General features: G+C 34.6%; 33 protein-coding genes and 2 pseudogenes. 24 read left to right on the plus strand and 11 right to left on the minus strand.

Annotated features, from left to right (window positions below; genetic code table 11):
* Positions 1–18 precede the first annotated feature (18 nt).
* Both ACU8YW_RS05140 and ACU8YW_RS05145 read left to right on the plus strand, forming a co-directional pair.
* The gene (locus ACU8YW_RS05140; protein ID WP_001293468.1) at positions 19–219 is read left to right on the plus strand and encodes a CsbD family protein; all 201 of its coding nucleotides are present in this window, start codon (positions 19–21) and stop codon (positions 217–219) included.
* 75 nt (positions 220–294) lie between these two features.
* Complete coding sequence (locus tag ACU8YW_RS05145) at positions 295–546, plus strand: GlsB/YeaQ/YmgE family stress response membrane protein (protein WP_000522902.1); 252 nt, start codon at positions 295–297, stop codon at positions 544–546.
* A 182-nt stretch (positions 547–728) separates the two neighbouring features.
* On the opposite strand, the gene ACU8YW_RS05150 is transcribed toward ACU8YW_RS05145, so the two are convergent.
* Complete coding sequence (locus tag ACU8YW_RS05150; RefSeq protein ID WP_000390989.1) at positions 729–929, minus strand: methyltransferase; 201 nt, start codon at positions 927–929, stop codon at positions 729–731.
* Positions 930–1,126: 197 nt separating this feature from the next.
* Here ACU8YW_RS05150 and rsbV point away from each other — a divergent pair, with 197 nt between their 5' ends.
* From rsbV to ACU8YW_RS05175, 5 genes are all read left to right on the plus strand, one after another.
* Positions 1,127–1,465, plus strand: a complete 339-nt coding sequence (gene rsbV / locus ACU8YW_RS05155; RefSeq protein WP_001999229.1) for an anti sigma b factor antagonist RsbV — start codon at positions 1,127–1,129, stop codon at positions 1,463–1,465.
* Between the two features lie 6 nt (positions 1,466–1,471).
* Positions 1,472–1,954, plus strand: coding sequence for an anti-sigma B factor RsbW (gene rsbW / locus ACU8YW_RS05160; protein ID WP_087957589.1), 483 nt, complete (start codon positions 1,472–1,474; stop codon positions 1,952–1,954).
* On the plus strand, positions 1,917–2,693 hold the full coding sequence (sigB, locus tag ACU8YW_RS05165) for an RNA polymerase sigma factor SigB (RefSeq protein WP_088610003.1): 777 nt from the start codon (positions 1,917–1,919) through the stop codon (positions 2,691–2,693). Before rsbW ends, sigB begins: the two co-directional genes overlap by 38 nt.
* A 69-nt stretch (positions 2,694–2,762) precedes the next feature.
* On the plus strand, positions 2,763–3,203 hold the full coding sequence (locus ACU8YW_RS05170) for a ferritin-like domain-containing protein (protein WP_426933943.1): 441 nt from the start codon (positions 2,763–2,765) through the stop codon (positions 3,201–3,203).
* A gap of 167 nt (positions 3,204–3,370) precedes the next feature.
* On the plus strand, positions 3,371–4,513 hold the full coding sequence (locus ACU8YW_RS05175; protein ID WP_088062273.1) for a fused response regulator/phosphatase: 1,143 nt from the start codon (positions 3,371–3,373) through the stop codon (positions 4,511–4,513).
* A 38-nt stretch (positions 4,514–4,551) separates the two neighbouring features.
* Here ACU8YW_RS05175 and ACU8YW_RS05180 read toward each other — a convergent pair whose 3' ends face one another.
* The 3 genes from ACU8YW_RS05180 to ACU8YW_RS05190 form a co-directional block, all read right to left on the minus strand.
* Positions 4,552–5,409 carry a CheR family methyltransferase gene (locus ACU8YW_RS05180; RefSeq protein ID WP_426933942.1) on the minus strand — a complete coding sequence of 286 codons (858 nt, stop codon included), beginning with the start codon at positions 5,407–5,409 and terminating at the stop codon, positions 4,552–4,554.
* 16 nt (positions 5,410–5,425) lie between these two features.
* On the minus strand, positions 5,426–8,116 hold the full coding sequence (locus tag ACU8YW_RS05185; RefSeq protein WP_088610005.1) for an ATP-binding protein: 2,691 nt from the start codon (positions 8,114–8,116) through the stop codon (positions 5,426–5,428).
* Positions 8,117–8,321: 205 nt separating this feature from the next.
* Positions 8,322–8,573, minus strand: coding sequence for a hypothetical protein (locus tag ACU8YW_RS05190; RefSeq protein ID WP_000991707.1), 252 nt, complete (start codon positions 8,571–8,573; stop codon positions 8,322–8,324).
* 222 nt (positions 8,574–8,795) lie between these two features.
* Between ACU8YW_RS05190 and ACU8YW_RS05195 the strand changes: the two genes are divergently transcribed.
* The 5 genes from ACU8YW_RS05195 (at position 8,796) to ACU8YW_RS05215 (ending at position 10,942) form a co-directional block, all read left to right on the plus strand.
* Positions 8,796–8,936 carry a hypothetical protein gene (locus tag ACU8YW_RS05195; RefSeq protein ID WP_080377776.1) on the plus strand — a complete coding sequence of 47 codons (141 nt, stop codon included), beginning with the start codon at positions 8,796–8,798 and terminating at the stop codon, positions 8,934–8,936.
* Positions 8,937–8,972: 36 nt separating this feature from the next.
* Positions 8,973–9,503 (plus strand): general stress protein, encoded by a 531-nt coding sequence (locus ACU8YW_RS05200; RefSeq protein ID WP_088062279.1) that lies wholly within the window; start codon positions 8,973–8,975, stop codon positions 9,501–9,503.
* 138 nt (positions 9,504–9,641) lie between these two features.
* The gene (locus ACU8YW_RS05205) at positions 9,642–9,845 is read left to right on the plus strand and encodes a DUF4028 family protein (protein ID WP_088062281.1); all 204 of its coding nucleotides are present in this window, start codon (positions 9,642–9,644) and stop codon (positions 9,843–9,845) included.
* Between the two features lie 136 nt (positions 9,846–9,981).
* Positions 9,982–10,293, plus strand: coding sequence for a YbjQ family protein (locus ACU8YW_RS05210; protein ID WP_000637510.1), 312 nt, complete (start codon positions 9,982–9,984; stop codon positions 10,291–10,293).
* Positions 10,294–10,795: 502 nt separating this feature from the next.
* Positions 10,796–10,942: a hypothetical protein gene (locus ACU8YW_RS05215; RefSeq protein ID WP_000498635.1), complete on the plus strand. Its 147-nt coding sequence runs from the start codon at positions 10,796–10,798 to the stop codon at positions 10,940–10,942.
* 96 nt (positions 10,943–11,038) lie between these two features.
* Here the strand turns inward: ACU8YW_RS05215 and ACU8YW_RS05220 are convergent, their stop codons facing one another.
* From ACU8YW_RS05220 to ACU8YW_RS05240, 5 genes are all read right to left on the minus strand, one after another.
* Positions 11,039–11,335 carry a hypothetical protein gene (locus ACU8YW_RS05220; protein ID WP_426933992.1) on the minus strand — a complete coding sequence of 99 codons (297 nt, stop codon included), beginning with the start codon at positions 11,333–11,335 and terminating at the stop codon, positions 11,039–11,041.
* Positions 11,336–11,400: 65 nt separating this feature from the next.
* Entirely contained in the window at positions 11,401–12,591 is a 1,191-nt protein-coding gene (locus tag ACU8YW_RS05225) for an MFS transporter (protein ID WP_426933941.1), read from the minus strand.
* Positions 12,592–12,661: 70 nt separating this feature from the next.
* Complete coding sequence (locus ACU8YW_RS05230; RefSeq protein ID WP_426933940.1) at positions 12,662–13,342, minus strand: FadR/GntR family transcriptional regulator; 681 nt, start codon at positions 13,340–13,342, stop codon at positions 12,662–12,664.
* A gap of 160 nt (positions 13,343–13,502) precedes the next feature.
* A complete protein-coding gene (locus tag ACU8YW_RS05235; RefSeq protein WP_088610010.1) occupies positions 13,503–14,495 on the minus strand; it encodes a zinc-dependent alcohol dehydrogenase family protein in 993 nt (330 codons plus the stop codon).
* A 129-nt stretch (positions 14,496–14,624) separates the two neighbouring features.
* Positions 14,625–14,765, minus strand: a complete 141-nt coding sequence (locus ACU8YW_RS05240) for a YflJ family protein (protein WP_000273536.1) — start codon at positions 14,763–14,765, stop codon at positions 14,625–14,627.
* A 154-nt stretch (positions 14,766–14,919) separates the two neighbouring features.
* Here ACU8YW_RS05240 and ACU8YW_RS05245 point away from each other — a divergent pair, with 154 nt between their 5' ends.
* Positions 14,920–15,282 (plus strand): hypothetical protein, encoded by a 363-nt coding sequence (locus ACU8YW_RS05245; protein WP_000582797.1) that lies wholly within the window; start codon positions 14,920–14,922, stop codon positions 15,280–15,282.
* Between the two features lie 26 nt (positions 15,283–15,308).
* Here ACU8YW_RS05245 and ACU8YW_RS05250 read toward each other — a convergent pair whose 3' ends face one another.
* Entirely contained in the window at positions 15,309–15,494 is a 186-nt protein-coding gene (locus tag ACU8YW_RS05250) for a YhzD family protein (protein ID WP_000539551.1), read from the minus strand.
* Between the two features lie 227 nt (positions 15,495–15,721).
* On the opposite strand from ACU8YW_RS05250, the gene ACU8YW_RS05255 reads away from it, so the two are divergent.
* The 5 genes from ACU8YW_RS05255 (at position 15,722) to ACU8YW_RS05275 (ending at position 22,029) form a co-directional block, all read left to right on the plus strand.
* Entirely contained in the window at positions 15,722–16,963 is a 1,242-nt protein-coding gene (locus ACU8YW_RS05255; RefSeq protein ID WP_098082719.1) for a metallophosphoesterase family protein, read from the plus strand.
* The gene (locus ACU8YW_RS05260) at positions 16,960–19,884 is read left to right on the plus strand and encodes an ATP-binding protein (protein ID WP_426933939.1); all 2,925 of its coding nucleotides are present in this window, start codon (positions 16,960–16,962) and stop codon (positions 19,882–19,884) included. The genes ACU8YW_RS05255 and ACU8YW_RS05260 overlap by 4 nt, the downstream gene beginning before the upstream one ends.
* Positions 19,885–19,925: 41 nt before the next feature.
* Complete coding sequence (yhaM, locus tag ACU8YW_RS05265) at positions 19,926–20,870, plus strand: 3'-5' exoribonuclease YhaM (RefSeq protein WP_000726645.1); 945 nt, start codon at positions 19,926–19,928, stop codon at positions 20,868–20,870.
* 160 nt (positions 20,871–21,030) lie between these two features.
* Positions 21,031–21,363, plus strand: coding sequence for a DUF2185 domain-containing protein (locus tag ACU8YW_RS05270; RefSeq protein ID WP_098133227.1), 333 nt, complete (start codon positions 21,031–21,033; stop codon positions 21,361–21,363).
* Between the two features lie 408 nt (positions 21,364–21,771).
* Positions 21,772–22,029, plus strand: coding sequence for a hypothetical protein (locus ACU8YW_RS05275; RefSeq protein ID WP_098133225.1), 258 nt, complete (start codon positions 21,772–21,774; stop codon positions 22,027–22,029).
* Between the two features lie 36 nt (positions 22,030–22,065).
* Here ACU8YW_RS05275 and ACU8YW_RS05280 read toward each other — a convergent pair.
* Positions 22,066–22,215, minus strand: a pseudogene (locus ACU8YW_RS05280) (N-acetylmuramoyl-L-alanine amidase); the annotation flags it as partial.
* Between the two features lie 55 nt (positions 22,216–22,270).
* On the opposite strand from ACU8YW_RS05280, the pseudogene ACU8YW_RS05285 reads away from it, so the two are divergent.
* The 6 genes and pseudogenes from ACU8YW_RS05285 to ACU8YW_RS05310 all read left to right on the plus strand — a co-directional run.
* Positions 22,271–22,366, plus strand: a pseudogene (locus tag ACU8YW_RS05285) (restriction endonuclease); the annotation flags it as partial.
* A 14-nt stretch (positions 22,367–22,380) separates the two neighbouring features.
* Positions 22,381–22,524, plus strand: a complete 144-nt coding sequence (locus tag ACU8YW_RS05290; RefSeq protein WP_223270638.1) for a hypothetical protein — start codon at positions 22,381–22,383, stop codon at positions 22,522–22,524.
* 19 nt (positions 22,525–22,543) lie between these two features.
* Entirely contained in the window at positions 22,544–22,801 is a 258-nt protein-coding gene (locus ACU8YW_RS05295) for a hypothetical protein (RefSeq protein ID WP_000974348.1), read from the plus strand.
* A gap of 189 nt (positions 22,802–22,990) precedes the next feature.
* Positions 22,991–23,374, plus strand: a complete 384-nt coding sequence (locus ACU8YW_RS05300) for a UCP019853 family protein (protein ID WP_098133224.1) — start codon at positions 22,991–22,993, stop codon at positions 23,372–23,374.
* Between the two features lie 462 nt (positions 23,375–23,836).
* The gene (locus ACU8YW_RS05305; protein ID WP_088121561.1) at positions 23,837–24,781 is read left to right on the plus strand and encodes a ring-cleaving dioxygenase; all 945 of its coding nucleotides are present in this window, start codon (positions 23,837–23,839) and stop codon (positions 24,779–24,781) included.
* Between the two features lie 190 nt (positions 24,782–24,971).
* Positions 24,972–25,949: a ring-cleaving dioxygenase gene (locus tag ACU8YW_RS05310; RefSeq protein WP_426933938.1), complete on the plus strand. Its 978-nt coding sequence runs from the start codon at positions 24,972–24,974 to the stop codon at positions 25,947–25,949.
* The last annotated feature ends 64 nt before the right edge of the window (positions 25,950–26,013 follow it).

Consider the following 26,013-nt stretch of genomic DNA (forward strand, 5'->3'; position numbering starts at 1 on the left):
GAAAAGGAGATTGTAAATATGAGTGAGAACGGACTAAAAGAACAAGTTAAAGGTAAAGTTGAAAAGAAAAAAGGACAAGTAAAAGAAGGAATTGGTGAAGTTACAGAAGATAGAGAGTTGAAAAATGAAGGGAAGTGGGAAAAAACGAAGGGAACGATAAAAGAAAAAGTCGGAAAAGTGAAACAAAAGATAAGTGATGAATTGGATAATAAAGAATAATATATGTTCATCAAGCTTTGGTTACATACCAAAGCTTGATGAATCCAATATAAAACGAATATAGGAGGTTTAATTGTGGGACTTATTATTACGTGTATTGTAGGTGGACTTATTGGTGCGTTAGCTGGAATGATTACAGGAAAAGACTTTCCGTTAGGTATAGTTGGTAACGTGATTGCCGGATTAATCGGATCTTGGGTAGGTAGTGCGTTATTTGGTCATTGGGGTCCTGAATGGGGAGGCATCTTTATTCTTCCAGCTTTATTAGGTGCAATCGTCTTTATTTTAATCGTTACATTCTTTTCTAGAATGCTGCGGAAAGCGTAAGTATGATAATGAATAGTAATCTTAAGTTTGTTATATGCGACTATAAGGTTAATAAGCTCGTAAAAATACATAAAAAAAGCATCCAATTAAACTAATTTGGATGCTTTTTTTATGTAATCTGCATAGGAAAGAGTGGAGGATGAAGAACCCCCACTCATTAAAATTACACTTTCTATTATGTATTAAACCATCGTTACTTTTTCACAATTATTTATTTTTACGACCTGCCTTGGTTCTATATGAGATAAGTCTTCGCTATTACCGATATCCACTACAATTGTATTCGTTAGTATGTTAATAATGGAACCAATTAATTTTGTAGCATGATCGTGTCGATAAGAAAATTGAACAAAATCTCCCTTTTTAAAGTTGTGCTCTTCCATAGATAGATCCCCCTAAAAATAATGTTTATACATTATACATACACAAAATTATAAGTTTTAAACATTTATTAGTACGATTTAAGTGTTAAGCCGAGAAAGGTGTAGAAAATTTATTTATAATGAAAATAAAAAAAATATGTTTAAAATTAATTTTTATGGGTAATTAAATAGTAAGAGTTTGAGATAAGGGGGCGGAAATGATGAATTTGGCAATAAATATTTTGCAAAATGATGTAGGTTATACAGTACAACTTAATGGTGAAATTGACGCATATACGGCATCAGATTTGAAAAATAAGATTATGCCTATTGCAAGCGAAAAAGAGGTTCATATTGTAGTAGATTTTACTGAGGTAGAGTATATGGATAGTACAGGTTTAGGTGTGTTTATAGCTCTATTAAAAGCAATTAAGAAAAATGATGGAAAGCTAGAGTTTATTGGTGTATCTAAAAGACTAAAAAGATTATTCGATATTACAGGACTAACAGAAATATTAAATTTGAATTCCGATTTTGAAAAAGTAGAAAGAAGGTGACTAGGGATGATGGAGAGATTTGAAAAGATAGAAATGAAAATTCCTGCAAAGGCAGAATATGTGGCTATTATTCGTTTAACAATGGCTGGTGTTGCGAATCGAATGGGCTTTGCTTATGACGATATAGAAGATATGAAAATTGCTATTAGTGAAGCATGTACAAATATTGTACAACATGCATACAAAGAAGACGTTGGAGAAATTGCAATTGTCTTTGGGCTATATGAAGATCGATTAGAAATTATGGTTGCTGATAATGGGATTAGCTTTGATTTTAGCACCTTAAAAGAGAAAGTTGGTCCGTATGATATTAGTAAACCAGTAGAACATTTGCCGGAAAATGGTTTAGGTTTATATTTAATCAATACGTTAATGGATGATATACAAATTATGCATGATGAGGGCATGACAGTTTTAATGACAAAATATATACAAAGAGAGCAGGTGGAGAATGATGGAAATCCAATCTCAACCTACAAATCTTGCTAAAGAAGACGTTATTAAACTAATTGCAGACTTCCAACAAAACCAATGTGATGAAGCACAGGAAAGATTAGTTCATCACTATAAAAATCTCGTACATTCCATTGCATATCGCTATTCAAAAGGTGGGCCGATGCATGAGGATATTATACAAGTAGGAATGTTAGGGCTCTTAGGCGCAATAAGAAGGTATGATTACTCGATAGGGAATGCTTTTGAGCCGTTTGCAATACCTACGATAGTAGGCGAAATAAAGAAGTATTTACGTGATAAAACTTGGGGTATTCATGTTCCAAGGCGAATGAAAGATTTAGGCGGGAAGATTAAACTTGCGATAGAGGAGCTAACAGATCAACTGCAACGTTCACCGAAGATTATAGAGATTGCGGATCATTTAGAACTATCCGAAGAGGAAGTGCTAGAAATTATGGATGCGAAAAATAATTATCGAGTATCTTCCTTAGACGATGTAGTTGAAAATTCATCTGATGGCAGTTCGGTAGCGAGAATTGAATCTGTAGGTGAAGTAGAGCAAGGATATGAAGAGACAGAAAGACGTCTCGTTTTAAAGGATATTTTTAACGTATTAAATGAGACGGAAAAGAGTGTCATTCATTATATATTTGGAGAGAATTTAAATCAAAAGGATACAGGGGAACGGTTAGGTATTTCACAAATGCACGTTTCTCGTATTAAAAGACAAGCGATAAGTAAATTGAAGCAAGCAGCGTTTTTAGATACATAAAAATTTTAAAGAATTATGTTTAAAACATGAGAAAAGGGGTAGTTATTAAGTATAGGAGGAGATATAAAAATGTCACACGATGTGAAAGAACTAATCGAAGGATTGAATAAAGATTTAGCAGGAGAATACTCGGCAATTATTATGTATAACCATAATGCTGCTACAGTTTCTGGTATATATAGACAAGTGTTAAAACCTTTCTTTGAATCTGAAATTAGTGATGAACAAGGACATGCCCTATATTTAGCGGAGAAAATTAAGACGTTAGGTGGTACACCTACTACGATCTCTTTACCAGTGAAACAAGTAGAAGATGTTAGAGAAATGTTAGAAGAAGCTAGGAAGTCAGAATATGAAACAATTAAGCGTTATGAAACGAGAAAAGAACAGGCCGCGAAATTAAATATGACAGAGTTAGTTGTAAAGTTAGAAGATATGATTGCAGATGAAACAAATCATATGGAAGAGTTAGATCGTCTTTTAAGTGATAAAGCAATGGTGTTAAATTAATTTATAGAGTGAAAGAACAAACTCTCATTTCTAGGGGGTTTGTTCTTTTGCTGTATAAAAAATATGTTTGAGTAGGAAATTTTCATTTTGTAACTGAGTATGTAATACTAGAAAAATAGAAAATGATCATAGATTTACATTTTATATAAGAAAAGGGGAAATAACTTGTGTCCATTTTAATTGTCGATGATAATCCGGTTAACATCTTTGTAATTGAAAAAATTTTAAAACAAGCCGGATATCAGGATCTTGTATCGCTTAATTCTGCACAAGAGCTTTTCGAATACATTCAATTTGGAAAAGATTCTTCCAGGTATAATGAAATTGATTTAATACTATTAGATATTATGATGCCTGAAATTGACGGACTTGAAGTTTGTAGGCGATTACAAAAAGAGGAGAAGTTTAAAGATATTCCTATTATTTTTGTAACAGCTTTAGAAGATGCGAATAAATTAGCTGAAGCGCTTGATATAGGCGCAATGGATTATATTACGAAACCGATAAATAAAGTTGAATTGTTAGCGCGTATGCGTGTAGCATTACGCTTGAAATCGGAATTAAATTGGCATAAAGAACAAGAAGAAAACCTTCGTAATGAATTGGATTTAGCTACACAAGTACAAAGAAACTTATTAAGTAGCCCATTAAGAGAAGATCATATAAAAATTGAAGCAAGCTATTTACCTTCATTCAAACTAGCTGGAGATATGTATTATTGGTATAAAATCGATAAAAACCGCTACGGTATTATATTATTAGATGTGATGGGACATGGTATATCTGCTTCATTAGTTTGTATGTTTATTTCGTCTGTATTACGTGAAACGATTAAATCTTTAATCGATCCAGAACTTGTCATTAAAGACTTAAATAAATATATGACTCTTTTACATAATGAGAATGATAATATTCCATATTATTTTACAGCGATATACTTAGTAGTTGATACAGAAAAGAGAACAATTGAATATGTAAATGCAGGACATCCTTCTGGATACGTTTTAGTCGATGAAGCGAATGTAGTGGAACTAAATCGCGGGGGTTGTGCGGTAGGATTTTTTGATGAAATAAAAGTTGAAAAGACAGTTATACCTTTTGAGGAGAACGCTCAAATATTATTATTTACAGATGGTGTGCTTGAAGCAATTGCAAATGATGAATTTGAGTCTGAAGAGAAATTACGTGCTTTTACAGAAAGAAAATGGGGAGATTTAGAAGAAGAGATAGAAGGGTTTTATAAGGAAGAACAGAAGAAAACACAATCAGATGATATGTGCCTCATTATGATACAAACGAATGCGAAATAAAAAGCGTATGAAATCCAAACAGAGGATTTCATACGCTTTTATTGTATTTTTTGATAGATTTGTTCGTTCGGATTAAACTGGATATAATGCGGCATTATATTTGAAAAACGAAGAGTTTCTTTATTTCCTAAACATAGGAATCCATTGTGGCCTAAACTTTCATAAAATAGTTGCTGTACTTGGTTTTGAAGTTTACCTGTAAAATAAATTAAAACGTTACGGCAAAGTATAATATGAAATTCGTTAAAAGATTGATCAGTTACTAAATTATGTTGCGCAAAGATAATGTTTTGTAAAAGAGATGGATTAAAATAAGCAAAACGATTATCTGTTGAATAGTAGTTAGAAAATGCTTGTGTACCGCCAGCTTGTAAATAGTTTTTCGTATAAGTTTGCATTTTATTTAACGGAAGGATGCCTTGTTTTGCTTTTTCTAACACATTTGTATTCATATCTGTTGCGTAAATAACAGCTTTTTCACTTAATCCTTCTTCGTGAAGTAAGATGGACATGGATAATACTTCTTCACCAGTTGCGCATCCAGCATGCCAAATTCTAATTTCAGGATACTTTTTTAATTCAGGAATGACATGCTCTCTTAGCGCTTTAAAAAAGTTAGGGTTACGGAACATTTCAGTTACATTAATGGAGAAATCATTTAATAACTGTTCTAAAAACCCTTCCTCATGAATTACTTTTTCAATTAACTTTGAAATGGTTGGTATATTAGAGATCTGCATTCGATTACAAATTCTTCTATAAATAGATGTACGAGCATATTGGCGGAAATCGAAGCCAGATAGTTTAAATAACGCTTCTAATAGTAATTCAATTTCTAAGTTCGTGCGCTTATCCATATCGACGGATGGATCAAAATTATAATACTTATTTTCCACTTAAATTAAACCTCACTTATTTTATTAACCATACACTCATTACCGAATAGAGTTGATGTAAATTTAATGGTTTACTTATATAATCTGAAGCGCCAGCAGATAAACATTTCTCTTTATCATTTGGCATTGCTTTCGCAGTTAATGCGATAATAGGTATTTCATGTAACCTTAAGTTCATTCGGATATGTTCCATCGTTTCATAACCGTCCATATTCGGCATCATAATATCCATTAAAATAAGGTCAATATTTGTATTGTTTTTTAGTATGTCTAAACACTCTATGCCATTTTGTGCAGTAATAATGTTGGCATGCTGTTTTTTTAATGCATTTTGTAATGCAAATATATTTCGGTGATCATCATCGACAATTAAAATGGTTTTCTCTTGGAAGACATTATTTGTTTCAGGAGTCACGATAGTTTCCTCCACAACTTCAGCAGGGGTAACATCTTCTATCGTTGCTGCAACCTCTAAATTGGATACTTGTATATCAGTTAATCCATTTGGAAGGTTAGGAATATATACAGTGAAAGTACTGCCTTCTCCTACATTACTCTCTAACGTAATCCAACCACCTAACAATCTAGCAAACTCTTTACAAATAGATAACCCTAAGCCTGTACCACCATATTTCCGAATTGTTGCTCCATCTGCCTGTTGAAAGGCTTCGAAAATGAGTTGCTGCTGTTCTTTAGCGATACCAATACCAGTATCTTTTACTGAAATTGTAATCCAATCATTACTTATAGACTGCATTTCATGACTTAAATTAGTTGCTTCTATTGAATTGAAATGTAAAGAGACGGATCCTTTTTCCGTGAATTTAAATGCATTGGATAATAAGTTTTTAATAATTTGTTCAATCCGTTTTGCATCTGTATAAAATAGATCAGGAATCGTATCACTGTCTTCAATCGTAAATTCGACATTTTTTTGTGCAGCTATATGTAAAAAGTTTTGATGCATACTTGCTGCCATGTCACTTATGTTTGTTGCTTCGAAAATAACATCTAGTTTTCCAGCTTCTACTTTAGATAAATCAAGTATGTCATTAATTAGAGTAAGTAAATCTTTTCCTGATGAATGAATGACAGTTGCTAATTCAATTTCATCGTCGGATAAATGATTATCATGATTTTCTTTTAACATTTCAGATAATAGTAAAATACTATTTAACGGTGTGCGTAATTCATGAGACATATTTGCTAGAAATTCTGATTTGTATTTTGAGCTACGTAATAACTCACTTGCTTTTTCTTCTAATTCTGATTTAGTAATTTGTAAGTCAGCTGTCTTTTGCTCTGCCTCTTCCGTTCTAGACTCTAGTTGTTCATTCGTTGTTCGTAATTCTTCGGCTTGCATTTGTAGTTCTTCAGCTTGCGTTTGCAATTCTTCTGATTGAACTTGCAACTCTTCTGTCATTGCTTGTGATTCATGTAAAAGAGTTTGAATTCGCATACGTCCCATAATACTATGGATTGTTAAACCTAGGTTATCAACAGTTTGTTGAATTAAATCTTGATGTAAGTCTGAAATCTCAGTTACACTTACTAATTCCATTACTGCGATTACTTCATCCTCAAATAAGATAGGGACGACTAGTAGGTTTTTAGGGCGTATTTCTAATAAGCCGCTAGTGACATAACGAAATTCTTCTGGTATTTCTCGAAGAATAAAGCTTTGTTTTTCTAAAGCACATTGTCCAATTAAACCTTCACCCATTTTAATGGATTGTTTTCCAATATCAGCACCTTGATCGGCGAAAGAAGCTTTCTTTACATAGTAGACAGTTTCTTCAATTTCTTCACGTACATAGAATGCACCGCAAGAGGTTTGCGTTTTTTGTATAACTCCACTAAGAATTTTTTTACCTAATATCTCAATAGAAGGTACACCTTGATACATTAAAATTAATTCTGCAAGCTCGGTTTGTAACCACTCTCTTTTAGATATTTCGTCTAGTAGGTGGTTCGTTGTATGAGCAAGATCTTTTATTTCATCCCGTGTGTTTACATGAATTCTTTCCGTAATTTTTTCTTTAGAAGAAATGGATTTAATAGCTTGAATTACGTTTTTAATCGTTTTTGTAATGGAATTCGAAATATAGAGTGAAATGATAATAGAAATACAAGAAAGTAAGAACAATAAACCGTATAACCAAATCTCTAATTTATTATTTTGAGTATCTAATTGTGCAGCTCTTTTTTTCGTTAGTTGTTCCTCTACACTACGGAAGTTAGTTAGCTGCGATTGTAGTGATTGAATTTGAGTCGTGTCGATTGCTTGTACGTTATTACTATTGTGATTCGTAATGAATGGGTGAATCTCTTTATTAATCCAACTAGTAATGTTTTCATTAATCTGTTTTAATTTTTCTTGCTGAGAAGGGTTATCCTCTAATAGAGCTAAAAGATCTTGATAATGTTTTTCGTAATCCTTTTCCGCAGCGTTAAGAGATTGAACGTAATTTGCATCATTAGAAGTGATAAATCCTTTCGCTTTATTTTCAATTGTTAGTAAATCTTTCTCCACTTGATTCGTTAAATTAAGAACTTTAAAATCGTGATCAATAATAAAATTACGAGATTTTTGTAAACTGGAAATCCCATTGTTTAACATAATGAAAGAAATAAGCAAGAACAAAATGATAACTAAATAACCAGCCATAATTTTGAAGCGAATACTAAATTTTGCTTTCGATTTCATTAAAAATTCCTACCTTCAAGGTTATTCAAAGTTTTCAATTGTAAAGAATGAAAAACGTAATATATATTATATCAGTTTTCATAAGGCCAAACTAGAAATCCCCCTATTGTATTAGGGGGTTCTTTTTTAATAGAGGAAATCATTTTGAAATATAAAAACATATATGAAAAGTAACGATCGAGGGAATAGGGGGATAATAAAACTTTTAAGAAGGAAAGAGTGTTCTTAAAGCTTTTTTTGCATCTATTCCTTCAAAGATAAATAATACAAGCTCTCTCTTTTTTACAGTAAGGAAAAAGGATATTAATGTGCTTAAGCTTTTAATAGAAGTAAGTGTTCCGTGTTTACTTATAAATAAATTCGTTTGAAATGTTGTCATTAAAGCATAAAAATGATGAATCTGCGTTATTGTAGGTGTTTCATTATAAAGAATAGTAGTAGATTGGATTGCATTCATCGAAATATTCCTTTCCATATAATAAGCATAACAATATAAACATACCCGTTTTAAAAAATGTTAAACATATAAATAAGAAAAAATATAATTATAGTATTTTAGGTTTAGAAAGGGTTATGAAGGGTATACATATACTAGAAAGAGATTGACTGAAGATGAATTATAAGAGTTCTAGTCTATAAAAATATACTTTTACTTTAAATAAAAAGGAGTCTGGTATACATGAATGAAATGATGATTAATATTACATTTGATTTAATTTACTTGTTAAGTAGTTCGCTTGTGATCCTTTTATTATTCGCTTTTTTCGTAAATGGTTATGTTAATAAGAAGATTAGTGTATACAGAAATGAAGAAAGATAAAGATACATTATATAAAACTTTAGGAGGTTAATAGTTATGGATGTAGATAGAAAAATAGTAGGTGTTTTTAGAACAATTGATGATGCGGCGTTCGTTATTAATGAATTAAATGATAAAGGATACTCGGCGGATAATATTTCAGCTATTGCGAAGGATCAAAAGGAAATTGAACATCTGGAAGAAAAATCGGGTGAAAAAGTGAATCATGAAACTGCACATAAAGCGGATATCTTTTCAGCGACAGGGCTTGTGGCAGGAGGAGTAGCAGGCGGACTCGGTGGTTTATTAACAGGTCTTGGTATACTTGCCGTTTCTGGAATGGGTCCAATCGTAGCAGCGGGACCTATCGCAGCAGCTATTGGAGGAGCCGGTATTGGCGGAGGAGCTGGAAGTTTAATAGGAGCATTTATCGGATTAGGAATTCCCGAAGAACATGCTAAGAAATATGAAGAATACATTTACGATGGAAATATATTAATTTTAGTAGATGCAAAATTAGATGATAAGTTAGAAATCTATAAAATATTTGATAAGCATAATGCGTATAACTCTGATTTCTTTAAATAATATGTACGTCACATATTTAAACATAATGAATATCGTTTTTGATCTTACAACTTTGGCACGGCCGAGGAGTCGTATGACTATAAGAGAGGAAGGGCTTATAGTAAAAGATCAAGTTTAAGAGAGAAGGGGTGTCTTTTCGTGATTGTAAAAATATTAAAGGATAGTAGTAATAGTTTCCTTTGTACGGTTCAAAATAAAAATGGAGAGCAGTATGTGAAGAAATGGTTTAGTAAACAGGAAAACAATGAAGAATTAGGGCGACCAACCTTTAAAGAAGTGGAAAAGGATTGGAAAGAAAATAGAAAATCGTTTATGTATCCTAACGTAAAAGCGGTTTATTAAATAATAGCCGTTTCATTCTTACAAAATTGTCACACTCCTGTAAGGTAATTCAATAGATTAGATACTTTTTCTGTGTCATAATAAAGACATAAGAAAGCGCATTAAAAAACTACAACATATTAGGAGAGTGTCAGTCATGATTGTAACAACAACGTCTGGAATTCAAGGTAAAGAAATTATTGAGTATATCGATATTGTAAATGGTGAAGCTATTATGGGTGCAAATATTGTCCGCGACTTATTCGCTTCCGTTCGTGATGTTGTCGGTGGTCGTGCTGGTTCTTACGAAAGCAAGCTAAAAGAAGCTCGTGATATCGCAATGGATGAAATGAAAGAACTTGCAAAACAAAAAGGTGCGAACGCTATCGTTGGTATTGACGTAGATTACGAAGTTGTTCGTGATGGAATGTTAATGGTTGCTGTAAGTGGTACAGCTGTACGTATATAAGTAAATAAAAAACAGGCTCCCCCTTGAAGTTCATGCTTTGAGGGGATTTTTTTGTTTCATGACTACAGTTAAAATGAAGAAGAGTTGATGGCGAATGTACTGGCTCGCTAAAATGATATAACCGCTTAAGGGATAAGCTGAAAAAAACTATACTGTACATATGTTTAAAATAAGTAAAACGTTATTGTAAAAAATGCTAGGATTGCTCCTAGCATTTCGTGAGGGGGTATTGCACGGGAATTTAGATAATAAGCAGACGTACCCGCTTATTTCAAATGTAGTATATATTGTTTTCAAGGAGAAAAGTAAGAAATACAACAATCTTTATATATGTTTAACGAGAGTGTTAACTTTATGATAAATAATAAAATTGTTATTTGAGGTAAGGGGAGAAATAATGGTATGAATAACTTTAGAGGGTGTATAGTTTATAGAAATAAACGATTGAGCATGTAAAGAGTTGTATTACATAAAATTTATAATGAATAGAGGGGGTTACATTATGTTTTGGTTAGGATGTTTTTTAGGATATATTGTAGGTTCAGTTATTACATGTGCTCTACTTTACTATGGGTATAGATCCAATGAAAATAAAAAAGCGGATATACAAAAGAGGGAGGAGAGGAAAATCAATAAAAAAGGTGTATAGGATGTGGAAGGTAAGGTGATAACGTTGATGCAAAAATAAAGGACAGTACATATTTTATATGACTACTATGTACTGTCCTCACTTATTTCTTTTGGATTATGAAAAATTATTTCCTGTCTTGCTATAAATTTCATAGGCGAAATAACCAAATAAATAGCCTATTCCAGACCCTAAACTAATGGAAAGCAGTGAGAAGTCCGGGAAAAACATACCGAAAATTAAACCGATTATACAGCCGACAAGCATTCCCATAGGTATTAAACTATCTAATAACAGTTGAGCTTTTTGAGATTTTTTCTTACCTAATTTTCCGTTCTTATATTTATGTTCCAATCTTTTAATTACAAATACTACAATTCCACCAACTATTACAACAGGCGCGATTGCCGAAATGAACTACATGTTAGAAGCTCCTTTCGCTTTTTAATTAAATTATACCATATATTAACATTTTAAATTTAAGCGGAGACAAGATCTTCTGCATTTCTTTTCCTTTTATTCATGACTAAAGTTAATAGGAATAAAATGAAGCTTAAAAGTGTCATTATAATAAAAACTTGCGTATAACTATTAAAATAGTCACGAGCGATTCCTGCTAGGACAGGAATGAATCCGCCCATAATATATCCTCCTGATTGCATCATAGCAGTCCATGCACTCGCATCTTCTGAAGTTTTTGTTTCATATAGCGGTAGCATAAGAGCGAGTGGAAATACGCCGCCGAGCCCGATACCTAGTAAAATAGAAGGGACCCATGGTGTGGTTAATGGGTAAATCATAAGCGATAAACCTACGAGTACAAAGCATATACTCCCTAATAACCAAAGTGCTCTGTTTTTATAAATATCCGCTAATGTTGGAATTAAAAAGCTGCATATCATTTGAATCACTGTAAAAACAGTTATAAGAGTCCCCGCTTGTTCGCTACTCACACCCATACTTTGATTTGCCGGCGCAAGCCAAGTCGTAATGGAATAAAAGATTCCTGATTGTATCCCGAAAAAGATTGTGAACAACCATGCTTTTTTATTTCTTAAAGGTAAGCTATTATTCTTTTTATTTTGTGTACTCGTATTCTTTTTTCGTTTCATAACGGGATACCAAAACATAATAGCGATAATAGTAAGTACACCCCAAAAAGCGAGTGCCATATTCCAATCGTCTTTTAATACATGTTGTAAAGGAATCGTTAATCCTGCACTTAAAGAAGCACCAGTTCCCATACCTACTGAATATATGCCAATCATTAAGCCGATTTTCGTAGGGAATTTTTCTTTAATAAACCCTGATAGTAACGGGCCTGCAAGTGCAATTCCAATACCGATAAATAAAGAGCTTGTGAATAATGTGGAAATAGAAAAGGTAAAAGCTCTCATACATGTTGCCAAGCCAATTAAAATAAGACAAGCCATAATTGATTTTTCGGCCCCGTATTTTTTAATTACCTTCCCAGTCAGTAAGGCGAATGTCCCCATACAAAAAACAGGAATAGCTGTTAAAAAGCTAACGGAAAAATTGCTTATATTTAAGTCTTGTCGGATTGTTTCTAATACAGGTGAAACAGATGTAATTCCGATACGTAAATTAATAGAAACAAAAAATAGTGCTAGTATATATAAATAAGTTCGTTCTTGATGTTTCAATTTCATTTTCTCCTCTCTTAAACATCAGATGTTATTCGGTATATCATCTGATGTTTGTGTGTAATAGATAAGGAGCTTATTTCAGCTCCAAATTTTGAACGGCGTATGTTCGTGCCTCTTCGGCATTTTGTTTAAAAATAGCTTGGAATAACTTTTCATGAATGTCAGAGTTATCTTCATAGTCCACTGTATTTAATATGAATTGGCTTAAAATGTGGCGAAGGGCAGGTACGAAAGATTGATACAAATCAAGTAGAACTTCGTTTTTACTCGCCTTTGCAATGGCTAGATGAAACTGAATGTCTGCATCTATGTATGCTACATAATTTCCTTCTTGAAGGGCATGTCTTCTTTTATTCAAATGTCCTTTCAAGTATAAAAGATCCTCGTCGCTTCGGCGCTGTGCCGCTAACATCGCCACTTCTTTATCTAACATATTTCGTGCTTCATACACATGATTTATATTAGCTGCTTGCAGTCGTTTTTCAAATGAATCTTGCGTTGTATTGAGTGAGACAATACGAGTACCTTGTCCTTGTCGAACTTCTAATATGCCAGCATGTACTAATATCTTTATGCTTTCTCGCAGTGTTGAACGTCCTACCCCTAACTCTTCCATTAACTGCGGCTCTGTAGGGAGGCGATCACCAACTTCATACTCGCCAGAAAAGATTTTCTCTTGTAGACGTTCCAACACTTCATCGACTAATTTCCGCCGAGAAACTTTTGAAAAAGATTTCTTTTCGTTCATATTCATCTGCTCATCTCCTGTTATATTCGTTTTTATGATAACCAATTTAAGTTCGGTTGACAATGTTATTTTTTAGGTAGTTGAAATGGGATACTAAAATAGGGTTTATAAGACATAAAAAAATCTATTTTGAAAAAATCAATCAAAATAGATCCTTCAATTGCATTTAATAGCTCGTCAAAAACACTTTCCCTTTCGTTTTCTCAGCAGACTGCACAACATCAACCGCACTTTTCACATCTGCTAAGTCATACGTAGAATGGACTTTCATAAAATGTAATTGTTTGTTTTCCACTAAGCGAATTAAGTGACGAAACGTTTCTTGCCATTTATATGGTGATACTTCTTTATTCCAATGTCGTAAATGAAATATGTTCGCGTGCACTTTTGCTTTCGTGACAATCTCTGCCCAGTTCACTTGTATTCCTGATAGAAGACCAATTGTTAAAAAGTGCCCGTTTGGACGTAAGGAAAAAGCTAATTCATTTCCATCTGGTCCTCCGATAGAGTCAATCGCAGCATCTGCACCGAGCCCGTTTGTTAATTCCATAACTGTTTCATAAAGCGGGGCAGTGGAGGTATCAATTACATACTCAGCACCAAGGCGTAGTAATTCTTCTGTATGCTTATTATTTCTTGTAACAGCAATTAATCGGAAGTTTAAAATTTGTGATAACTGAGCAAAAAGATGACCAATAGCGGATCCACAAGCGTTCACTAATAAAACGTCATCCTGTTTTAAATTTAGTGTTTCTGTACATGTAACCCAAGCTGTAAGGGGATTAATATACATTTGTGCCGCTGTAAAATCATCGATAGAATCAGGGATAGGGACTACAAAGTCAGCTGATGTTGTAACGAACTCTTGCCAGGTACCATCTCCGCGTAACGGTAAAACACGTTTACCGATAAGGTCTCTAGAAACGAAAGAGCCAACATCTTCTACAATGCCAACACCTTCATAACCAGGTATGCTAGGTAAAGGGATTCTATGTGCGTACGCTCCGGTTACTGGAATTAAGTCAGATGGATTAATCGGTCTAACTAACATACGAACTAAAACTTCATTATCTTTTAATGGTTCTATATTTTTATATTCAACTTGTAATACATCTTTTGGGTTACCAAACTTGTGAAATTGAATGTGTTTTCCGTGCAAAGTAATGTTCCCCCTTAGTGTAGTTGGATTTATTATAACACCTGTAGTTCAATTGCTTGTTTGATTTACATGTAGGAGGGGATATGTGCAAAATAAAAAGGAAGCAACCGCAGCTGCTTCCTACATCTATTAAGCCGAAGCCTTCTTCATTCTCTCAAGTAAACTAGATAACACATGCGTACGATATGATTCTAGTTTTTTACCTTCATAAGTACGAATACCTAATTTTTTAAGTTCTTTTACATACCAACCTTTGCTTCCGAAATACATGTGATCGCTCCCCTTCAACTTTGTTTTTATTTGTTCTGATTGCATATGGAGGTACAGGTAATATAATGAAGGAAATGAATTTCGCGCGAAAATGGTTAACTTTGTTGCAAAAGACATATATACTAAGGATAGTATATAACGAGGTGGGCAAGACGTGATTATAGAGAAGCACGAAATTCAAATTGACCAAATTACGAGCGGTAAAGTGAATATCTTTACTTTCTATAGGAATAGAAAGCAAGTTGATGATCATTTTTTACGATTGCAAGAACCATCGCTTACAGCAAACTACTTCTTCCATTTTCATTTTGATGCAGAGAGCTTGCATCTACTGCAGGAAGAGTTTCCGAGCGTATATCCGTACAACGGTAGTGAAACGATTCACGACTGGACGGAAAAGATGAAAGCAGAATTGCAACATCAGATCCAAACAGGAAAATGGAATAAGCGCGTACGTATCGGTAATCGCATTCTAGATGTGGTGTTTACGTGGTGTGACGAAGATATAGTAGAGTGAAAAAGAAGCGGATGACGCTTCTTTTTTTAGCGCTGGAATAAAACGAGCTTACCTGCAGAAGATGTGCAGCGATGTGTTTTTTCATACAATCCTTTTTCTTGTAAAATAGATTCACCTTTTGCTTTCGCTTCTTTTTCAGTTGCCGCCTCGAATGATTCGTCTAATGCTTTAGAACCATCTTTTTCAAAGACTGTTAGAACGTATACTCCCATGAAAATTCCCTCCAATAATAAAAATCAGAATCTTATAACTATTTTGGCATAAATCGCTAGAATATGCAAAGAAATATATGACATTGCGTGTTACAATAAAGTGAAACTTTAACTAGTGGGGAGTTTTTTATTTCCTGCTTATTACTAGTTTTCACCAATTGAGCATGTAGTGTTTGTGTTCATGCGGATAAAATGAAACTTTTGAAATATAGAAAGGATCGTTATTTGTGAAACAAGTGAAGTTTATACATGCGGCTGATTTGCATTTGGATAGTCCGTTTAAAGGAATGGAGATGAATGTACCGCAGTCTGTTTGGGAGAGAATGAAGCAGAGTACGTTTGAATCGTTCGAGCGTATTGTTGATAAAGCGATTCAAGAGCGCGTTGATTTCGTATTACTAGCCGGGGATTTGTATGATGCGGAGACGAGAAGTTTGAGAGCGCAAGTGTTTGTGCGCGAGCAAATGAAGAGACTGTCGCAGTATGATATCCCTGTTTTTATTATTCACGGTAACCACGATCATTTAGGGGGAAGCTGGGCAGCAATTGAGTTTCCGGAAAATGTTCATGTGTTTACGGAGCCTTATGTAGAAGAGAAATCATTTTATAAAAATGGTGAGTTGTTAGCTTCTATTTACGGGTTTAGTTATTTGCAGCAAGCGGTAACGGATAATATGACAGCGCAGTTTACGAAAATGAGTGATGCGCCTTTTCATATTGGCATGCTTCACGGAAGTGTGGAAGGAGATGCAGAGCATAATCGTTATGCACCGTTTCAAATTCGTGAGCTGAAAGAAAAGCAGTTTGATTATTGGGCTCTTGGTCATATACATAAACGTGAAATTTTATCAGAAGAGCCGTGCATTATTTATCCAGGTAATATACAAGGACGTCATCGTAAGGAGACAGGGGAAAAGGGTTCATACCTGATTGAACTCACGAAACAAGGAACGCACTGTTCATTTTTCCATACGGCGGATGTTGTGTGGGATGAGATAGAAGTGAATATTGATGGACTTGAAACTGTTGATGAACTTATGACGAGCGCATCGAGTGCGATGAATGAGTGCCGAAGAGAAGAGGAAGGGACGCTACTTACTGTCGTATTTACAGGACAAGGCCCACTTTCTCCTTATTTACGTGATGAAAAACGTGTGGAAGAGATCTTTCATATTTTAGCAGCTGGCGAAGAGCGAAAAGACTTCGTATATGCGATGAAGTGGAAAAATGAGACGGTTTCTTTTGCGGAAATCGAGCGTTTGAAAGAGGAAAATCATTTCGTCGGTAGTGTGCTGAAAGAGTTAGAAGCTTTCACCAATATGGACGGCGTATTGCGCAGTATTTGGACATCTCCTGTAGCGCGTAATAGTATTGAATCTTTTACAGAAGAAGAGAAGAAAGAGATTCAAAAGGAAGCAGAAAATATTATTTTAGAGCAATTATTCCAGCAAGAGAGGGATAAGAAATGAGAATTGAAAAACTCCATATTTATGGGTACGGAAAATTAGAAAATGTGGAAATGGATCTGTCAATGCTGACAGTGTTATACGGTGAAAATGAAGCGGGGAAATCGACAATTCGCTCATTTATGAAAAGTATTTTATTCGGTTTTCCAACGAGAGGACAGCGCCGTTATGAGCCGAAAGAAGGCGGCAAGTATGGCGGTGCGATGACTGTGCAAACAGAGAAGTACGGCCGTTTGAAAATTGAACGGTTGCCAAAGACGGCAGCTGGTGAGGTGACCGTTTATTTTGAAGACGGGAAAACGGGCAACGAGGAAATTTTACACGATATATTAAGCGGGATGAATGAAAGTTTATTTGAATCTGTCTTTTCATTTGATATGCACGGCCTTCAAAATATTCATCAGCTCGGCGAAGCGGATATCGGAAATTATTTATTTTCAGCAAGCGCAGTCGGAAGCGATGCGTTATTACAACTAGATAAAAAGCTAGAAAAAGAAATGGATCAGCGTTTTAAGCCGAGTGGGCGTAAACCAGAAATTAATGTGTCACTACAAGAGATGAAGAAGCTTGAAGAGAAGATGAAAGAGTGGCAAGGGAAAATTGGCACGTATGAAAAGCAAGTGGAGCAGTTAAAAGAAAGTGAAGAGCAGCTAGCTTTTGTTCGCGTGGAAAAAGAGAGTGCAGAAAAGCGAAAGCAAGATTATGAAATATTAGCTGTGCTTGAGCCTCTCGTTATTGAAAAGCGTGCGCATGAGAAAGTGTTAGAAAACGAGGGCGGACAATTTCCTGTAAACGGGATGGCGCGCTATGAAGCGATTAAGGCGAAGATGGAGCCGCTTCAATTACAAGTGGATTCACTCCATAAGAAAACAGAGACTGTGCAAACGGAAATTGAATCGATTCAAATAGATGAAGAGTTTTTACAAAAAGAAAGTTATGTAGAAGAACTTCGTATGCAGCATATGTCTTACGAAAATGCACGCCAAGAAATGTGTGATATAACAGGAACGATTACGAATATAAAAGAAGAACTGACAGAATTAGAGCAACAAATTGGTGCTACTTTTGAAAAAGAAACAGTTCTTTCGTTTGATATGAGTTTGGCAACGAAAGAGTTAATTACGCAAACGGTGCAAAAGGCGCGCGAACTAGAAACGCAAAAAGTACAGCTTGACGATCGTTTCAAAGTAGCGCAGGAGCAATTAGAAGAACAAGAAGAAAACATAAGACAGGTTAAGCACCAAATGTTAGCGGATGAAGAACGAAATACGCTAGTTGAGAAAGAAAAGTCATTCCAAGATGCGGCGTTTATCGGTATGGGCGCAGAGAGAATGAAGCGCAAGTATGAAGAGAAGGCAGGAGCGGCAGTGCAAAAGAAAAAACAGTGGCAAAGAGTTTGTCTTCTGTTACTTCTTATTAACACAGTCGTTTTATTCACAAGCTTATTTATAGACAACCGCCCGCTCTTATTTATTAGTGTCATTGTTTTTGTAGGGATTGTTCTTGCCCTCGTTTTATATAAAGATCCGTCAAGTGGATTACAAGAAGAGCTTCTTACTCTTCAGCAAAGTGCTGGTGGGAGACAAAGTGAAGAAGCAATGTCAGTTCGTTATCAATTAGAAAAAGATGAAGAGATACGTAAATTATTTGAGCGTGAGTCGTATAAGTTACAGCAAATGGAGCGAGCTTATGATAAAGTCGTTTCATCGTATGAGGAATGGGAGAGAGAAACGTTCCGCATTAGCGAACAAGTAAATGTGTATAAAGTGCGCTATATGTTCCCTGAATTTTATACGTATGCACACATATTGCCGGCGTTTGAGCGTATGGAAAAAATGCAGCAATTATATCGCGAGTTAGAGAAACAAAGTGAGCGGAAATCTTCATTATATGAAATGATTTCGCAATTTGAACATAAACTAGAAACTGTTATCGGTAGTGTGGAATATAGTAAGCTGCACGAGGCGCAAAGCCGTATGCAAAATGAGAAAGAAAAGCGCCAAACTTGTAAGCAGTTAAAAGAGAAGCTTGTGGAATGGCAAGAAGAATATGAGTTCATGCAAGAGCAATTGAAACAACTGTTAGTAGAACGAGATAGTTTATGGCATATCGCACATTCTACAGATGAAGAGATGTTTTTAGAAGCAGGTAAACTGGCAGAAAAACGTGAAGATGCTGAGCAGCAAGTCGGGCGTTTATTACCGCAAATTGATCTGTTAGAACAGCGTTTAACGAGTTTATCATTAGCTGAACATTATGAGGCTGACGGTTATGATGAAAAATTAAAGCAAGAAATGACAGCTGCGCAAAATTGTCTTATGAAAGAGAAAGAACTGACAGAGCGTATTGCGAAACATCGTATGGAAATCGCGAATTTAGAAGAAGGTAGTACGTACGGTGATTTACTGCACGAATGGGAAATGAAAAAAGCGCAAGTGCGTGAACAAGTGAAGAAGTGGGCTGCTTATGCGGCCGCAAAGACAGTATTAACGAAAACGAAGCAATATTATCATGAAGTACATCTTCCGCGTATTTTACAAAAATCAGAAGAGTATTTCGTCTATTTAACAGGCGGACGATATAGTAAAATCTTTTCACCGTCAGAGGCAGAACCGTTCATCGTTGAGCGTAACGACGGTATGCGTTTTTACAGTCATGAACTAAGTCAAGCGACAGCAGAGCAGTTATATTTATCGTTACGATTTGCATTAGCGAAAACATTTGAGCATGATTATCCGTTCATTATTGATGATAGTTTCGTGCATTTTGATGCGGTAAGGACGAATCGTACAATTGAACTAATAAAGGAAATTGCGAAAGATAGACAAGTCATCTTCTTTACATGCCATGCGCATTTATTAACGTATTTTACAGAAAAACAGATTATAAAATTAACGCATAAGCGTAAAGAAAATGAGTTGTAGTATGCTATACTAAAAGTAATTGATATGGTGGAGGAATTCGAATGAAAAAGAAAATTGCAGAATATGAAGTTGGTGAACAAGTCGATGTTTTCTTGTTAATTAAAACAGCGACAAAAGGTTTAGCAAGCAATGGGAAACCATTTTTAACAGTAATCTTACAAGATCCAAGTGGAGATATTGAAGCGAAGCTATGGGACGTATCGCCAGAAGTTGAGAAACAATATGTAGCAGAAACAATCGTTAAAGTAGCTGGTGATATTTTAAACTACAAAGGACGTATTCAATTACGTGTGAAACAAATCCGTGTTGCGAATGAAAATGAAGTAACAGATATCTCGGATTTCGTAGAAAAAGCCCCAGTGAAAAAAGAAGATATGGTTGAAAAAATTACGCAATACATATTTGAAATGAGAAACCCGAACATTCAGCGTCTAACAAGACATTTGTTAAATAAGCATCAAAACGAATTTTTAGAATATCCAGCAGCTACAAAGAACCATCACGAGTTCGTATCTGGACTAGCTTATCACGTTGTATCGATGCTTGATTTAGCGAAAGCTATTGCGGCTTTATACCCATCGTTAGATAAAGACTTACTATATGCAGGCGTTATTTTACATGACCTTGGTAAAGTAATCGAATTATCTGGCCCAATTTCTACAACATACACGTTAGAAGGAAATTTATTAGGCCACATTTCTATTATGGTGAACGAAATTGGTAAAGCAGCAGACGAGCTACAAATCGATGCAGAAGAAGTATTAATTCTTCAACACATCGTCCTTTCTCACCACGGAAAAGCAGAATGGGGTAGCCCAAAACCACCATTAGTAAAAGAAGCAGAAATTCTGCACTACATCGATAACTTAGATGCAAAAATGAACATGATGGACCGTGCATTAGGACGCACAAAACCAGGCGAATACACAGAGCGTGTCTTTGCACTTGATAATCGTTCGTTCTATAAACCGACGTTCCATAATTAATAATGTGAATCAAATGGCCTCATTAAGTGTTAATACGCTTAGTGAGGCTGTTTTCTTTATTAAAAATGAAATAGTTAAAAAGATAGTACAGGATTTTCAGCTATTGAATACGCTAGAAAATTCCCATATAGATCAAGTTTAATTGAAGGGGTGAGAAAATATGGATAAAAAAGAGCCTGTTGAATTTATTGAAAAAGCTGGGGCCTGTATTGTTTCAAAAAATATAATAAATAAAACAGGAAAATTGAAATGGATATTGAGAGAGCAATCAATAGATGCGGTAGATAATGGTTGGAGATTTTTTTCAGAAATTGATGATGATGATTACATTAATAATCCTGATAATTTAGTAGTATGTGATTTTAATACTGTAGCAAATATTGAACCGGCTATTCTGAGAATATACGAACTACCAATAGGTAGTGATTTACAATTAGTTTCTGAAAATGGAAAAATAAGATTTGTTGATAATTTAACTGGTAAAGAAGTTTGATGAGGATACGAAAATCTAAAGACAACGAGGTAAATTGGTTCGAGGAGATGTAAATTTACCAAGTGTGAGTTTATTAAATATCTTCGAAAAGAATGTAAAATATTATAGTGAGCGAGGAACAAAGAGTAATCTTAAGACATTTAATTCTGAGACAGAGGCATGTGAATACTTCTATACTAGTTTAATTGAGATATTAAAAGGGATGGGTGTAATTTAAACCTGAAATAAAAGGGCATTTCCGTTTGGGGATGCCCTTTTATTTTATTAGCGTAATTGCACACACATAGGTTCTATTTGCAATTAAGCAGATTTTATTTTATATACACATTGTTATACTAATCTAAAATTTCTGTATTTACATTTTTTTCTTTTTGTCTCATAATTTTAACCAGTAAGGAGATTGATAATATGGGAGTTTGTGTAGACTTATTTAAAGAATATGAAAATAAAGAGGAAGTCGTTTATCGTTTTTTTCCTTGTGAAGATGAAGAAAAAGCAGGGAAAATTCAATTTAATAAACTAGAAAAAAGATCTGTAGAATTAGAACCAGCTAAAGGTGAAGGTGCAAATTATTATTTTCTTAAATCAGTTGGCGCTATACAAAAACATGTAAGAAATTCACCTGATTTAGTTGAATTCCCTGAATTCTTATTTTCACAATCGTAAAAATAAGAATAAGCTCTCAGTATTGAGAGCTTGTTTTTATTTTATTATTACATATGTCGGACTTGCAGTAATATAGAATGTTTCGCCTTTACTATTATACACTTTATATTGTAGTGATCCATTAACATCTACCTTTGCATCAATTGTAAATCCTACACCTACAGTGCTAGCAACATCTTTATCCTGTATCAAGATTTAAGTAACTCCCTTTTTCAGCCCACACAATATAAGTTTCTGAATTCATTTTAATAAAAACACATGGCAATATGCCGCGAACAAAAACATTGAGTTAATCGATGGTGATGCGCTCATTCATATGATGAAGTTACGAATTTAGTATGTGGGGAATTTTTGAAATCAGATATGGACTTAATTCGTCATGAAATATTTGAATCAAGATTTGAAGGCATTTTCAAAACAGATTACAAAACGGCTCATAAGGCAACTGTAAGGTCAGGCCGTCCTTGGGAAATACCTAATATAGATAAAGAATAAACAGAAGAGGAGATAAATTATGGCGATTCATATCACAATGAATAAAGAATTTGAAGATGAGGAAATAGTTGTATATCAATTTTATCCCTCAGAATATCCAGATAAAATCGGAAAAATGTATTTTCACAAAAAAGAACAAATGTTTCATGAAATAGATCCAGTTCCGGTAAAATCAGCTGCAACAAGTGAACATTACTTTCATTGCGCATGTAGTAGATTAATGAAATGCATCAAGAGTGGTGGAGAATTTTTGGAGGAAATGACATACGGAGTATAGCAAAACAAACAAGGATATAAAAAATCGGCTCAAATAAAGAGCCGGTTTCTTTTTTATACTGTTACCAGGTTAATAGACTTATACATAGACTTCTTTTACAGTAACATCTTTACCCTGCCCAAAAAAGTATTATTGAAACATAGATTATTAATCTATAAACCCTGCTGATTAATAATAAGAAGAAAAAATATGAAATACATGGCATATGTAGAAAAAACCGATGAGCTAATCGATGAGGAAGTTACAATAAATATTAATGGTGTAGTATTCACAGGGTTCTCCACTGTTTGTTCATATAAAATTGAAGAAGGAAAAAGTTATCCCGTTATTCTCGACATTACAGTTTTCGATAATATTGAAATAAACGAAGGAATAGATGGAGTTAAAAGTTTAAAAAGAATTGATAATTCTTTCAAGTATCGTATTAGTGGAATATTAAATCGTGGTTTTATTGATGTAGGGATTATTATTACAGACGAAGATGAAATATTCCTTGAACGCAGTGAATACTTTAACAAGTATGTTGAAATAGAAGTTGATAGAATCAACATTGAATTTGTAAAAGGAGGCTAGTCTCTTATCTTACTTAACCTCATACCACAAGGTATCTTTTCATTCCATTAAGTTGCCCATCAGGTGTTTCATAGGGTGAGAAAGCTCCTGATTTGATGATGTTTTGTTTTGGTGATGACGTTGCAACTTTAATCTAGATTGACGGTTCTTTTCTCCACTAATGTTTTTTATATTTACTAAACCATTCTCTAGTCCAAAATGTTAGGTAATAAAAAAATATCTCGAATTTGAGATAAATAACTTGCTTTTTAATCACTTGAGTTGTAAAGTGATAGTAACGAAAGCGATTGAGTCATATGAAAAACATACACTCACTTGCTTTCGATTAAAAAAACGAAGTAACTTATTTAGTAAAAACTAAGATGAATTTACAAAAACATAATGAGAATAAATTGAAAAGCTAAGAAGCATATTATTTTTTAGATATCACTTGACTAGTAAAATGAAACGGAGGAATTATCAATGTATGAAATTAAAGGGCATCATCACATTTCAATGGTTACAAAAAACGCGAGTGAGAATAACCATTTTTATAAAAACGTGCTTGGTTTACGCCGTGTGAAAATGACGGTAAACCAAGATGATCCGTCCATGTATCACTTATTTTACGGAGATAAAACAGGAAGTCCAGGTACAGAACTATCGTTTTTTGAAATGCCTTTAGTAGGAAAAACGTACCGTGGTACGAATGCAATTACGCGAATCGGATTACTCGTTCCGTCAGAGGAAAGCTTACATTACTGGAAAGAACGATTTGAGAAATTTGATGTGAAACATAGTGAAATGACAACATATGCAAATCGTCCTGCTTTACAATTTGAGGATGCTGAAGGTCTTCGCCTCGTGCTACTCGTTTCAAACGGAGAAAAAGTGGAGCACTGGGAAACTTGGGAGAAATCAGAAGTTCCTGCCGAACATCAAATTCAAGGAATGGGTTCTGTAGAAATGACAGTGCGTAGACTTGATAAACTGGCGAATACATTAACAGATATATTTGGTTATACAGAAGTTAGCCGAAGCGACGAAGAAGCGATTTTCCAGTCTATTAAAGGAGAAGCCTTCGGAGAAATCGTTGTGAAATATTTAGATGGTCCTACTGAAAAGCCAGGCCGCGGTAGCATTCATCATTTAGCAATTCGTGTAAAGAACGATGCAGAGCTTGCTTATTGGGAAGAACAGGTAATACAAAAAGGTTTCCATTCTTCAGGCATTATCGACCGTTTCTACTTTAAAAGCTTATACTTCCGTGAATCAAACGGAATCCTATTTGAAATTGCGACAGATGGACCAGGATTTACAGTTGATGGCGATGTAGAGCATTTAGGAGAAAAACTTGATTTACCGCCGTTCTTAGAAGATCAGCGAGCAGAAATTGAAGCGAAATTAGCACCTATTGAAGAGAAGTAATAGAAGAGAAAATATAAAGTGAAACTTTAATCATTGGGGGCTTTATCTCCAATGATTATTAGTTGAACCAATCGGGCTTTTACGGGCAGTTGATCCCAACCGAACTTCTTTGTTTTCTCTGAATTTTGAGGTGAGGATCTTACTGCCCGTTAATGCGGGATAAATTTAAAAAACATTGGAGGAATATAAAATGAACCAATTAAAAGGAATTCACCACGTTACAGCAATTACAAGTAGTGCAGAAAAGAACTATGAATTTTTCACTCAAGTTTTAGGAATGCGTTTAGTTAAAAAAACAGTAAACCAAGATGATATTCAAACGTACCATTTATTCTTTGCAGATGATAAAGGTAGTGCAGGAACAGATATGACATTCTTTGACTTCCCAGGTGTTCCAAAAGGAGTACACGGTACAAATGAAATTTCAAAAACTTCATTCCGCGTTCCAACTGATGCAGCACTAGCGTATTGGGTGAAACGTTTTGACCGTCTTGAAGTAGAACATACAGGCATTAAAGAGCAATTTGGTAAGAAAACTCTTTCTTTCGTTGATTTTGATGATCAACACTATCAATTAATCTCAGATGAATTAGATAACGGGATAGAATCAGGTACACCATGGCAAAACGGTCCAGTTCCATTAGAATATGCAATTACTGGCTTAGGCCCTGTATTTATCCGCATTTCAAACTTTAGTTTCTTTAAAGAAGTGTTAGAAAAAGTTCTATTATTTAAAGAGATTGCTCAAGAAGGAGGATTCTATTTATTTGAAGTAAACGAAGGTGGAAACGGTGCTTCTGTCATTGTAGAACATAATACGGTTCTTCCTGAAGCACAACAAGGTTTTGGTACAGTGCACCATGCTGCATTCCGCGTAGAAGATCGTGCTGTATTAGAAGAGTGGATTGAGAGAATCGGTAGCGTTGGACTTCCGTCATCTGGCTATGTAAATCGTCACTTCTTCGAGTCATTATACGCAAGAGTTGCACCACAAATTTTATTTGAATTTGCAACAGATGGCCCAGGATTTATGGGAGATGAGCCATACGAAACACTTGGCGAAAAATTATCTTTACCTCCATTTCTAGAGCCAAAACGTGAAGAAATTGAAAAATTAGTTCGTCCAATTGATACAGTGAGAAGTACGAAGGAATTTATTAAAGAGTAAAAATAGAGATAGTAAGTAGGAGAGCAAGTAGTTTTAGCGGAGTGCTGGAACTGCTTGCTTTTTT

This window comes from Bacillus pretiosus (assembly GCF_052947655.1).